This window comes from Acidovorax sp. 69, from assembly GCF_002797445.1.
Classification (GTDB): Bacteria; Pseudomonadota; Gammaproteobacteria; order Burkholderiales; family Burkholderiaceae_C; genus Acidovorax.
On the sequence record NZ_PGEP01000001.1, the window covers coordinates 3121772 to 3134148 of the forward strand.

Below are 12377 nucleotides of genomic sequence, written 5' to 3' on the forward strand. Positions count from 1 at the left end.
GAAATCCGTTTCTCTGGGCTGGAGTGTGGAATTGGAGCGTGACGACAACATGTCCAAGAGGTGTCAACACCATGACAAAACAGTCTCCCCCTCACCCGACCCTTGTCGAGTCGATGGCCTGCATAATTGATTCAGGAAATCACACCGTGTCCGCATCAACCCCGCCCCTCGCCCACCACCCCATCTCGGCCTTTCTGGTGGTGTTTGTGCTGGCGGCGGCTTGTGCAGGGGCATTGATCTGGACCCTGGAACGTCAGGAGCGCGCCCAGCAGCGCACCCAGGCGGCAGACATCGCTGGCGACCACGTGCAGGCGCTGCAGCGTGCCATCGAACTGGCCCTGTCGGCCAACAATGCCCTGGTGGCACTGGTCCGCCAGGGCCAAGGCCACGTCACACAATTCGAGGAGGTAGGTACGCAGATGTTGCCGTTCTACCCCGGCATCGCGGCCATGGGTCTCTCGCCCGGAGGGGTTGTACAGCAGGTTGTTCCCCGGCTGGGCAACGAGAGCCTGATTGGCTTTGACCAGCTCAAAGACCCCCGGCAGGGCGCCGAGTCGATCCGAGCAAGGGATACGGGCCTGCTCACACTGGCCGGCCCTGTGGAACTTGTACAAGGGGGGCTTGGCGTGGTGGGGCGCCAGCCGGTGTACCTGGACGACAGCCAGGGGAAACGCAGCTTCTGGGGGTTCACTTACGTCACCGTACGCCTGCCGGAGGTACTTGCGGCCACCCGGCTGCCACAGCTCCTTGAACGTGGCTACCACTATCGTCTGTGGCGCGTTCGCCCCGACAACGGCGAAGAGCAGACCATTGCAACCTCCACTCCGCCACCTGATATCGATGCGGAGGGCCGATCACTGACCTTGCCCAACGGGCAATGGACGCTGAGCCTTGCGCCTGTCAATGGCTGGGGCGCACCGGATGTGCTGGCCCTGCGCTGTGCACTGGGCCTGCTGTTTGCACTGCTGATGGCCTACCTCGCCCGCCTGCTCGTTGTCCTGAAGACGCACGAACGCGGCCTGGCGTTCCAGGTGGCCCAGCGCACCTCGGAAATCCAAGCCACCCAGCAACAACTTCGGGCTACGATCGACGCCATTCCCGATCCCTTGTTCGAAATCGACCAAGACGGCCGCTACTGCAGCGTACACAGCCAGCGCAAAGAACTGCTGATGGGACCGTCCGAGCAGCTGATCGGGCGCAACGTGACCGATGTGCTACCCGCGCTGGCAGCGTTGTCGGTCATGGATGTACTGCACGAGGCCCAGGCGCAGGGCTGGTCCACGGGACGACAGATCATGCTGGATCTACCGAGCCTCGGGGCTACCTGGTTCGAATTATCGGCCGCCCGAAAATCGGGCTCGGCCAGCGCCACACCCCGTTTCATACTGCTGTCGCGCGACATCACGGAGCGCAAGCGATCGCAGGAACAGCTGCAACTAACCGCCCAGGTGTTTGACCAAAGCAGCGAAGCCATCGTGATCGCAGATGCGGCTCACACCATCGTGCGCATCAACCGGGCCTTCAGCCGCATCACAGGGTACTCAGAGTCCGAGGCGGTGGGCCAGTCCGTGCGCTTGCTCACCGTGGCCGAGTCCACGCGGGATTTCAATGCCGATGCTGTCTACGCCCGCCTCACCCAGGAAGGGCACTGGGAGGGCGAAGCCTGGGGCCGACGCAAGGATGGCGCCATTTATCCGCAGTGGCTGTCGGTGAGCAGTGTGCGCGACGGCAATGGCAGCGCGACCCATTCGATCACGCTGTTCCGCGATATCACCCTGCAGCGCGAGGCACAGGACCGCATCGAGCGCCTCGCACATTTCGACCCCCTGACCAATCTACCCAACCGCGCCCTGCTGGCCGAACGGGCTCAACGGCACATCGCCAGCGAACAGGCCAAGGGCGGCACACTGGCGATGCTGTTTCTGGATCTGGATCACTTCAAGAATGTGAACGACTCGCTGGGCCACCGCGTCGGCGACACCTTGCTGGTGGCCGTAGCGCGGCGGCTAGAAGCCTTGTTAAGCCCCCAGGACACCGTCTCGCGCCTGGGAGGCGACGAGTTTCTGCTGCTGCTGCCGTCCGCCTCTGCGGCCCGGGCAGCCGAAGTAGCAACCCAACTACTGGCCGCCGTGGCCCAGCCTTTTCAGATCGACCCGTACGAACTCACGACCACTTTGTCTGTGGGTATTGCGATGTACCCGGCCGATGGTGATTCCTTTGACACGCTTTACCAGCGCGCAGATGCGGCCATGTACCGCGCCAAACAAAGCGGGCGCAACCGGTATGGATTCTTCACGGCCGACCTGGAAGCACGCACGGCCCGAGCCCTCCAGATCGAGAATGCCCTGCGCCGAGCACTGGAGCGCCAGCAGTTCGAACTGCACTACCAGCCCCAGGTCTCACTCGCCACGCGCCAGGTGGTCGGTGCCGAGGCGCTGTTGCGCTGGCATCATCCGGAGCTGGGGATGGTCTCGCCCGCAGAGTTCATTCCCGTGGCAGAAAGCAGCGGCATGATTGTGGCGATTGGCGAATGGGTGCTTCACACCGCTGTGCACGACGCCAAGCGGTGGCTGGACATGCAGCTGCCCTTACGGGCCATCTCGGTAAACCTCTCTGCCGTGCAATTTCGCCACCCGCAGTTGCCCGAGATGGTGACGCGCTGCCTGCAACAGGCCGGGCTGCCGGCCCGCCGGCTGGAGCTGGAGCTGACCGAAGGGGCCGCGGTAGACGACCCCGCCGCCGCGCTGGCCATGATGGACCAGTTGCACGACCGCGGCGTGCGTTTGTCGATGGACGACTTTGGCACCGGCTACTCGTCGCTGAGCTACCTCAAGCGCTTTCAGATCTACAAGCTGAAAATCGACCAATCGTTTGTGCGCGACCTGGATGATGATGCCAATGACCGAGCCATCGTGAGCGCCATCATCCGCATGGCTCAGGCACTGGGCATGCAGACCACGGCCGAAGGGGTAGAAACCGATGGTCAGCTCGAATTTCTGCGACAGCAGGGTTGTGACGAGGGCCAAGGCTACCTCTTCAGCCGCCCTCTGCCCGCAAAGGCCTTCGAGGCTTACCTGCGCGAGCATCTGGGCCGTTGAGCACCAGTTCGGGCTACACCGGTTGCTGGTTGCTCACACTGAGGCATACCCGCGGTGGGTTGTAAGGTGTCGCTGCTACACTTTGGTACAAATTTTGAGGCCGTCTGGCCCTGCCGCCTGAACTGCTCTCTATGTCTTCGCTGTACATCGCTCCGGAATTGCAGCGTCCTGGAGCTGCCCCCGATTTCCCCCTGCAACGCACATTGCGTGAACAACAGATCCTGCTCGACAGCGCAGGTGTCGGCATTGTTTTCCTGCGTCAGCGCAGCGTCGTCCGCTGCAACCAGCGGTACGCCGAAATTTTTGGCTATGCCAGCCCCGCGCGTTTGGTCGGGCTCAACACTGAAGCCTTCTACCCGAGCCGTGACGCGTTCCGGGAACTGGGGCGTATGGCCTATCCCGAGCTGGCGCAAGGGCAGTCGTTCCGCGTGGAACGCCAGTTGCGGCGCCGCGACGGCACTATTTTCTGGGGAAGCCTCACGGGGCGTCTCATCAATCCACATGACACCTCAGAGGGTTCCATCTGGATCCTGGACGACATTGATGAGCAAAAGCGCGCTCAGGCAGCCCTGAGCGCTGCGGTCAGCGAAAAACAACTGCTGTTTGACAGTGCCATGGTCGGCATCGTGTTTCTGCGAGACCGGCATCTGACCCGATGCAATGGCCATTTCGAGCAGATGCTCGGCTTCCTGCCCGGCGAGCTGATGGGAAGCTCGTCACGGCGCTGGTACGCCAGTGACGAAGCCTGGGAGGACGTGGGCCGGCGCTGCTATCCGCACCTGGCCTCCGGGCAATCCTACGAGGGCGAGGTGACGCTGTGCCGCAAGGATGGCACGCCCGTTATCTGCGAAGTGCGCAGCAAATCCATCGACCCTGCCGACCCTTCCCAGGGGGCCATCTGGATCACGATGGACATCACCGAACGCAAACAAGCCCAGGCGTCGCTGGCCCGCGTGCATGAGGAGCTGGAGCAACAGGTGCAGGACCGAACCCGCGAGCTGCGTGAGACCGTGGACAACCTGCACCGAGAGATCAACGACCGAAAGGCCGATCAAGACCGCATCTACTGGCTGGCCCACTACGACACCCTCACAGGCCTGCCCAACCGCGCACTGCTGGCCGAACGTGCGCAGCAGGCCATCCAGGTGGCCCAGGACGGCCATACGCCGCTGGCCGTGATTTTTCTGGATCTGGACCATTTCAAGCATGTGAATGACTCGCTCGGGCACCGGGTGGGCGACACACTGCTGGTCGAGATCGCCAAACGGCTGCGCGCTGTGGTGCGCGACAAAGACACCGTGGCGCGCCTCGGCGGCGATGAGTTTGTTTTGCTATTGCCCGGCGCCAATGCGCATGGCGCTGCCCGCGTGGCAGGTAAGCTGCAAGAAGCGTCACGCCAGCACTACCAGATCGATCACCATGAGCTGACCATGGCCCCGTCCATGGGCGTTGCCTTGTTTCCGCAGGATGGGGCCGACTTCGACACCCTCACCCAGTCGGCAGACGTGGCCATGTATCGCGCAAAACTCGACGGCCGCAATACCTTCCGCTTCTTCACCCCTGAAATGCAGGCGCAATCGGTGCGCGCCTTGCAACTGGAAAATGCGCTGCGCCGAGCTTTGGAGCGCGATCAACTCCGATTGCACTACCAGCCGCAGATGAGCCTGGCCACCGGCACCGTTCGCAGCGTGGAGGCACTGCTACGCTGGCAGCACCCCCAGCTGGGGCACATCTCGCCGGCCGAATTCATCCCCATCGCAGAAGACAGTGGGCAAATTCTGCAGATCGGTGAATGGGTGCTGCGTACTGCACTGGCACAGCTCAAAGCCTGGCGGACTTGCGGGTTTCCGGGGCTCACGATGGCGGTCAACCTCTCTGCCATTCAGTTCCGCCAGCCTCAATTGCCCGAACTCGTCAGTCGCATCCTGGCAGAGTTTGATCTGCCTGCCGAGTCACTGGAGCTGGAACTGACCGAGGGTGTTGCCGTGGACGATCCGCATGCCGCCGTGGCAACCATGGACCAGTTGCACGCACGGGGTGTTCGTATGTCGATGGACGACTTTGGCACTGGCTATTCCTCGCTGAGCCAGCTCAAGCGATTCCAGATTTTCAAGCTCAAGATCGACCAGTCGTTCGTTCGCGACCTGGGCAACGACAGTAACGACCGCGCCATTGTGAGCGCGATCATCCGCATGGCGCAGGCGCTGGGCATCCGCACCACGGCAGAGGGGGTTGAAACGGAATGCCAATTGGCGTTTCTGCATGCGCAAGGATGCGATGAGGCCCAGGGCTATCACTTCAGTACGCCGCTGCCAGCCCCGGAGCTGGAGACCTTCATGCGCCAGAACCTGACCCAGGCGCCAGCGGCAAGAGCCCTTGCCTGACACAGAGGGCTCACAGCCCGAACAGCCGCCGCCCCGCTCGCTCAGTCCAGATATTTCTGAAAGAACTGCGCCGAGCCCATCTGGGGATCCAGCATGTAAGCCGCGAAACCCTCCCGCTCATAGGAGCGGATCGCACTCAGGTTGCCCGACAGCACTTCCAGCGTGAGCTTGCAAGCCCCCCGAGACCGTGCCATGACCGCGACCTCCTGCAGCATGCGCTGCGCAATACGCTGACCGCGCCAGGCGGGCACGACCACCACATCGTGCACATTGACGAGAGGCTTGCAGGCGAATGTCGAGAACCCCTCAAAGCAGTTGATCAAGCCCACAGGAATCTCGGCACCCCTTGCTGACGGCTGATCCTGCGCCCAGGCCATCACACTGAATGCCTGAGGACGCTGGTGCAGCGCCTGAGCCAACCCCTGCTTGACGCCAACAGCAAGGGGCTCGCCTCCGCCCGCCATATCTTGCGCATAACCGTCGAGCAACTCCACCAGGGCAGCCGCATCACTGGGATCTCCGTAGTCCACCGGGCGTACAAGGATGCGTGTCCGCGCAGAGGTCTGTGTCATGAATTGCGCAGGCAAATATCGACTTCGATGAAACCGACAAGTTGGACGAGCGTCGTAGGCACGGCGGTCACCCTGCGCGCGCAGCATCAGCCAGCCGCTGTGCACAAGAGCTGGCCAATTGCGCATCTCGCGCCTCCACCATCACACGCAGTAAAGGCTCTGTACCGCTGGCCCGGATGAGCACACGCCCCGAGGTGCCAAGATCCTGCTCCACCGCCCGGGTCGCGTCTGCCAACAGTCGGTTGGATTTCCAGTCCTGTCCCGGTGCGAGACGGACGTTGAGCAACACTTGGGGATACAACACAACGTCGCTCAGCAGCTGCGCCAGCGTATGACCACTGCGCACACAGGCTTGCAACACCTGAAGCGCACTCACAAGGCCATCACCCGTCGTGTGGCGGTCGAGAGCCAGCAAATGGCCAGAGCCTTCGCCACCGAGCACCCAATGATGGCGCGCCAACTCTTCGAGAACGTATCGGTCACCCACCTTGGCACGCACAAACTTCACGCCGCGGGCCTGCAAGGCCACCTCGACCGCCATGTTGGTCATGAGGGTGCCCACCACACCGGGCACATGCTCGTCGCGGCCCATGCGGTCAGAGGCCATCAGGTACAGGAGTTCGTCGCCGTTGTACAGCCGCCCATTGGCATCCACGATCTGCAGTCGGTCCGCGTCACCGTCCAGAGCAATGCCATAGTCGGCACGGTTGGCCCGCACGGCGCGCACCAGCGCATCAGGGTGCGTAGCGCCCACTTCGTGGTTGATGTTCAAACCATCGGGGGAACATCCGATCGACAAGACCTCGGCCCCCAGTTCGTGAAACACCTTGGGCGCCACTTGGTACGCCGCGCCGTGGGCGGCATCGACCACGATCTTTACGCCCTTGAGGGTCAGGTCTTGGGGGAAAGTGCTTTTGCAAAATTCAATGTAGCGCCCCGCTGCGTCGTCCAGTCGCCGCGCCTTGCCCAGGCTGGCTGAATCGGCCCATACCGGCCGCTCTCCCAAAGCCTCTTCCACCGCCAACTCCCATGCATCGGACAGCTTGGTGCCTTGCGCACTGAAGAACTTGATGCCGTTGTCAGGATAGGGGTTGTGGCTTGCGCTAATGACCACACCCAGGCTGGCCCGCTGGGCCCGCGTCAGGTAGGCCACACCGGGTGTCGGCAGCGGCCCCAGCAGCACAACATCCACCCCCGCAGAATTGAAACCGGACTCCAGCGCGCTTTCGAGCATGTAGCCAGAAATACGGGTGTCCTTGCCGATCAGAACCGTAGGACGCTCCTCCGTCTGACGCAAAACACGCCCCACAGCGTGGGCCAGACGCAATACAAAGTCCGGCGTGATGGGCGGCTGCCCCACCGTGCCACGGATGCCATCGGTTCCAAAATACTGGCGCGTCATGTTATGGCGTCTCCTTGTGTTGATCTCGTTTTTATAGATGGTAGGGCGTGACACCGTGCGCCACCGGCCAACACCTGTCTCAGCAAAGTCAGAGAGCACGCTGCATGGCAGACCACACCGCCAACGCAGCCACCGTCTCGCGAACATCATGCACGCGGACCACCGATGCGCCACGCTCCACAGCCAGAACAGCCGCAGTCACGCTGGGCACCATGCGCTGGCCCACATCCAAATGGGTCACAGCACCCAGCGACGACTTGCGCGACCAACCCGCCAGCAAAGGATAACCCGCCGACAGCAATACATCCTGCCTTGCCAACAGCGCAAAATTTTGCGCTACCGTTTTGCCAAAACCGATGCCGGGATCAAGAAGAATCCGGTTCTTTTCGACCCCAAGTGCACGTAAATTATGCGCACTCAGCTCTAAAAATGATAGCACCGAGGGCACTACATCGCCTTCCATAGGAACAGCCTGCATGGTTTGCGGGTCGCGGTGCATGTGCATCAAACACACACCGCAGCGCGGGTGCGCCACCACCACAGCTGACGCCCCTGGCTGCCGCAAGGCCCATATGTCGTTGACGATGTCGGCGCCGAGGTCCAAAGCCGCTTGCATGACCTCGGGTTTGTAGGTATCCACCGACACAGGGACTCCCAACGCTACCGCCTCACGCACCAGCGGGATGACGCGGGCTAACTCTTGGTCTACAGGCACCGCAGGACTGCCCGGGCGCGTGGACTCCCCGCCAATGTCGAGAATATCGGCGCCATCCCTCAAAAGCTGTTCGCAGTGCCGCAGTGCCGCTGCCGTGGAGTCATGGCACCCACCGTCAGAAAATGAATCGGGCGTAACGTTGACGATGCCCATGACCTTCGGCCGTTCAAGATCAATAGAGAAGCGAGTGGTTTGCCAAAACATGGGGCTATCGATAAGAAACAAAAAAACGCCACGACAGCGCCATCACACACAGAAAGGACGAGATCCTCAGCCATGAAAAACGGGGCACAAGGCCCCGCTGGAACGGCTGAACAGGCAAGCGCCCTCAGGCTGCCGTTGGTGCGGTATCCGTCGCGACCGCCGGAGTACCACCACTGGAATTGTCGCCCCCAGAGGGAGGGGTACGGGGTGTCCAGTCCTTGGGAGGACGGGGTTCCTTGCCCGCCATGATGTCGTCGAGCTGCTCGGTGTCGATGGTTTCCCATTCGAGCAAGGCCTTGGCCATGGCGTGCATCTTGTCGCTGTTCTCTTCGATCAAGCGACGGGCCAAGTTGTACTGCTCGTCAATGATACGGCGCACTTCCATGTCCACCTTTTCCATGGTCTGCTCGCTCATCGTGGTAGTTTTGGTCACCGAACGGCCCAGGAACACTTCGCCTTCGTTTTCTGCATAGACCATGGGGCCCAGTGCATCGGTCATGCCGTAGCGGGTGACCATGTCACGGGCAATGTGCGTGGCACGCTCAAAGTCATTGCTGGCGCCGGTGGTCATCTGGTTCATGAACACTTCCTCGGCGATGCGGCCACCAAACAGCATGCTGATCTGGTTGAGCATGTACTCACGGTCATAGCTATAGCGGTCTTGCGCAGGCAGGCTCATCGTCACGCCCAAGGCACGGCCGCGTGGGATGATGGTGACCTTGTGCACCGGGTCACATTTGGGCAGCAGCTTGCCGATAAGCGCATGGCCGGACTCGTGGTAGGCCGTGTTGCGGCGCTCTTCCTCGGGCATGACCATGCTCTTGCGCTCGGGGCCCATCAGGATCTTGTCCTTGGCCTTTTCGAAATCCTGCATTTCCACGGTGCGCGCATTGCGGCGGGCGGCCATCAAGGCAGCTTCGTTGCACAGGTTGGCCAGGTCGGCGCCGCTCATGCCCGGCGTGCCTCGGGCAATGATCCCGGGGGCCACGTCCTGGCCGATCGGGATCTTGCGCATGTGCACGTTCAAGATCTGCTCGCGGCCGCGGATGTCAGGCAGCGTTACATACACTTGACGGTCGAAACGGCCGGGACGCAGCAAGGCTGCATCCAGGATGTCAGGACGGTTGGTGGCAGCTACCACGATCACGCCGAGGTTGGTCTCGAAGCCATCCATCTCGACCAGCATCTGGTTCAGGGTCTGCTCGCGCTCGTCGTTGCCACCACCCAGACCGGCACCGCGCTGGCGGCCCACGGCGTCGATTTCATCGATGAAGATGATGCAGGGAGCGTTCTTCTTGGCGTTGTCGAACATGTCACGCACGCGAGCCGCGCCCACGCCGACAAACATTTCCACGAAGTCGGAGCCCGAAATGCTGAAGAAAGGCACCTTGGCCTCGCCCGCAATAGACTTCGCCAGCAAGGTCTTGCCAGTGCCTGGAGGGCCCACCAGCAGCAGTCCACGGGGGATACGGCCACCGAGCTTCTGAAACTTCTGGGGGTCTTTCAGGAAGTCCACGACTTCCTTGACTTCTTCCTTGGCTTCGTCGCAACCGGCCACGTCCGCGAAGGTGACCTGGTTGTTGTTCTCGTCGAGCATGCGCGCCTTGCTCTTGCCAAAGCTGAAGGCACCGCCCTTGCCGCCGCCCTGCATCTGACGCATGAAATACACCCAGACGCCAATCAGCAGCAGCATGGGACCCCAGCTGACCAGCAGGGTCATGAGCAGAGAACCTTCTTCGCGGGGCTTCACATCGAACTTGACGTTATGGTTGAGCAGATCGCCCACCAAGCCACGATCCAGCACCGAGGCATTCGTGCGAATCTTGCGGTCATCCGTGGTCGTAGCCACAATTTCACCACCACTCAAGCCTTCGGGGATGGTGGCGCTCTTGATGCGGTTGTTCCGGACTTCGTCAAGAAATTCAGAATAGCCAACATGCCCGGCGCTAGCGCCACTGCGGGTGTCAAACTGTTTGAACACCGTGAACAGCACCATGGCGATAACCAGCCATACGGCAATTTTTGAAAACCACTGATTGTTCAAGCGGGGCTCCAGTTGCGGGGAACAGAAAACGGACACACTGCCGTCACGGCGTATGTGTGGCCCATTTTAGGTCTTTCAAGCCGAGGGGCCACTCTTATTCCCCCTCACCGCCATGGAATCAGCAAGGGTTTGGTCGCGACATTTTACGAAATCTTGACCTGAGGCAGGTCTCTCATGCTGCTTTCTTGAGGCCCATGCCTACCAAAAAGGTCTCGGAAGACTTGTCGCGCGATGCCTTGGGCTTCAAGGGTTTGACCACCTTGAAAGTCTGCTTGAACAGGGTCACCAGGTCGCCGTAACCACTGCCATGGAAAAGCTTGACCACAAGCGCGCCATCAGGCTTCAAATGGCTGCCAGCAAAGTCCACCGCCAGTTCCACCAGATGGGCAATGCGTGCCGTATCTGCAGACTCGATGCCAGACAGATTCGGGGCCATGTCAGATACCACAACATCCACCACCCTGCCGTCGAGTGCTTGTTCAAGGCGCTCCAACACGTCGGGCTCGCGAAAATCACCGTTCAGATAGGTGACGCCCTCAATAGGCTCCATGGGCAAGATGTCCAGCGCGATGATCGTGCCATTGAGCTGCCCCGCCGCCGCACCAGAAGGTGACATGCGTCGGCGCAGGTACTGGCTCCAAGCACCTGGTGTGGAGCCCAGGTCCACCACGGTATAACCAGGCTTGATCAGCCCGAGTTGCTCGTCAATTTCCTTGAGCTTGTAGGCGGCGCGGGCTCGGTAGCCCTCCTTGTGCGCCAATTTGACGTAGGTGTCATTGACGTGGTCATTGAGCCACGCCTTATTGACCTTCTTACTTTGGGTTTTGACTTTCATCTTCGCTTTCGGGGAACGCCTGGAGCATAGCTTGTAAGCCTGCCTTGGCGTGGGCTTCGTGCGCTATGTCATCGCTCAGGCCTCCGGCTATGCCTTCGAGAAGGATGCGGATTGCAAGCTCTTGCATGCCTGCCGCTGCAGCAATTTGTGCCTGCTGTTGATAGCTGCAATACCTGCCCTTTTTGAACCCGCTTAGGTTCTGTTCTTTTATTCCCAGCAGCTCGGCCAACTTGCGTTGGCTTCCGACTTTTGATGCTGCCTGGTCAATGATTTCTGTGACTGTCATTGGTCATCCTTTGCTTGCAAATAAGCATTTGTGCTACATTTCGCATCACTTAGCAGTGATGATTATTTAAGCATTAGTGTTAATTCTCACACAAGGGCCGCCATGTCAATTACTTCCTACCAAGGTTACCCCAGCGCGGGCAGGACCTTCCACCTTCCCCAAGCCGGGGAAATCACTTGTCTGTCCCCTGCCACTAACACCACTGGTGAGAGCTTGGCGGCCCTAGCCGGTTGTGGGCAGGGGGCAGACACCTTAGGCGCCATGCTCAATGGCGAGCTGACTGACCCGATGGGCTTCTGGGTCGTTTGCTGCGATTGCGTCTTTGCTTTCCTGCCCTCGTCTACCGTTCGTTTGGAGCGGCGGGTATGAGGCTGGTAGCCAAACACGCCCAGGTGGGCTACCAAACCCCTGGTGACCGCCCAGGTTGCCGCAATTGCGCGCACTTCGAGCAAGTGCGCCATGACAGCCCAGTGATTGCTCCGCGCCAAGCCTGCACGAAGCATGACCTGGAAGTGACCAGCGGCGGCATTTGCTCCGACCATAAGCTGCAGCGCCGCCATGATGAAAGCCAGCTCGTATTCCTTGCTCGCCAGCGCGATCTGTTGGAGTCCCTGGCCTCAGAGCTGCAGCCGCGCCTGGTCGATGCCCGCGTGTTTCCCAAGGTTGGGGAACTGTACGAGGGCAGGCCCATGACGGTGGCCAAGCACCGCCGTCTCATGGTCGAGCAGTTGGTGGCCAATGAGGAGGCCTCGGGTGATCCCGAGCTTGTGGCCATTGCGGCCCGTCGCCGCTGCTGGGCGGGTATGCCTCCCCAGGCTGGGGAGTGTCGCGCATGAC

General features: G+C 61.1%; 9 protein-coding genes. 3 read left to right on the top strand and 6 right to left on the bottom strand.

The genetic code is table 11. The features are described 5' to 3' along the window. Positions 1-146 precede the first annotated feature (146 nt). On the top strand, positions 147-3098 hold the full coding sequence (locus tag CLU85_RS14265; RefSeq protein ID WP_232727830.1) for an EAL domain-containing protein: 2952 nt from the start codon (positions 147-149) through the stop codon (positions 3096-3098). Positions 3099-3229: 131 nt separating this feature from the next. Next, positions 3230-5482: a bifunctional diguanylate cyclase/phosphodiesterase gene (locus tag CLU85_RS14270; protein WP_100410837.1), complete on the top strand. Its 2253-nt coding sequence runs from the start codon at positions 3230-3232 to the stop codon at positions 5480-5482. Between the two features lie 41 nt (positions 5483-5523). On the opposite strand, the gene CLU85_RS14275 is transcribed toward CLU85_RS14270, so the two are convergent. From CLU85_RS14275 to CLU85_RS14300, 6 genes are all read right to left on the bottom strand, one after another. Continuing rightward, on the bottom strand, positions 5524-6054 hold the full coding sequence (locus CLU85_RS14275) for a GNAT family N-acetyltransferase (RefSeq protein WP_100410838.1): 531 nt from the start codon (positions 6052-6054) through the stop codon (positions 5524-5526). Between the two features lie 67 nt (positions 6055-6121). Then, on the bottom strand, positions 6122-7456 hold the full coding sequence (gene glmM / locus CLU85_RS14280) for a phosphoglucosamine mutase (protein ID WP_100410839.1): 1335 nt from the start codon (positions 7454-7456) through the stop codon (positions 6122-6124). An 88-nt stretch (positions 7457-7544) separates the two neighbouring features. Then, a complete protein-coding gene (gene folP, locus CLU85_RS14285; protein WP_100410840.1) occupies positions 7545-8375 on the bottom strand; it encodes a dihydropteroate synthase in 831 nt (276 codons plus the stop codon). Between the two features lie 124 nt (positions 8376-8499). Then, positions 8500-10419, bottom strand: coding sequence for an ATP-dependent zinc metalloprotease FtsH (ftsH, locus tag CLU85_RS14290; RefSeq protein WP_100410841.1), 1920 nt, complete (start codon positions 10417-10419; stop codon positions 8500-8502). A gap of 172 nt (positions 10420-10591) precedes the next feature. Then, complete coding sequence (locus CLU85_RS14295; RefSeq protein ID WP_100410842.1) at positions 10592-11254, bottom strand: RlmE family RNA methyltransferase; 663 nt, start codon at positions 11252-11254, stop codon at positions 10592-10594. Continuing rightward, positions 11232-11540 (bottom strand): hypothetical protein, encoded by a 309-nt coding sequence (locus CLU85_RS14300; RefSeq protein ID WP_100410843.1) that lies wholly within the window; start codon positions 11538-11540, stop codon positions 11232-11234. The genes CLU85_RS14295 and CLU85_RS14300 overlap by 23 nt, the downstream gene beginning before the upstream one ends. A gap of 365 nt (positions 11541-11905) precedes the next feature. Here CLU85_RS14300 and CLU85_RS14305 point away from each other — a divergent pair, with 365 nt between their 5' ends. Then, positions 11906-12376: a hypothetical protein gene (locus CLU85_RS14305; RefSeq protein WP_100410844.1), complete on the top strand. Its 471-nt coding sequence runs from the start codon at positions 11906-11908 to the stop codon at positions 12374-12376. Position 12377: the final 1 nt, after the last annotated feature.

Bases quoted from the DNA above. Each gene is read 5' to 3' on its own strand.
- CLU85_RS14270 (WP_100410837.1), top strand. From the start codon at position 3,230: ATGTCTTCGCTGTACATCGCTCCGGAATTGCAGCGTCCTGGAGCTGCC.
- CLU85_RS14275 (WP_100410838.1), bottom strand. From the start codon at position 6,054: ATGACACAGACCTCTGCGCGGACACGCATCCTTGTACGCCCGGTGGAC.
- glmM (WP_100410839.1), bottom strand. From the start codon at position 7,456: ATGACGCGCCAGTATTTTGGAACCGATGGCATCCGTGGCACGGTGGGG.
- folP (WP_100410840.1), bottom strand. From the start codon at position 8,375: ATGTTTTGGCAAACCACTCGCTTCTCTATTGATCTTGAACGGCCGAAG.
- CLU85_RS14295 (WP_100410842.1), bottom strand. From the start codon at position 11,254: ATGAAAGTCAAAACCCAAAGTAAGAAGGTCAATAAGGCGTGGCTCAAT.
- CLU85_RS14300 (WP_100410843.1), bottom strand. From the start codon at position 11,540: ATGACAGTCACAGAAATCATTGACCAGGCAGCATCAAAAGTCGGAAGC.
- CLU85_RS14305 (WP_100410844.1), top strand. From the start codon at position 11,906: ATGAGGCTGGTAGCCAAACACGCCCAGGTGGGCTACCAAACCCCTGGT.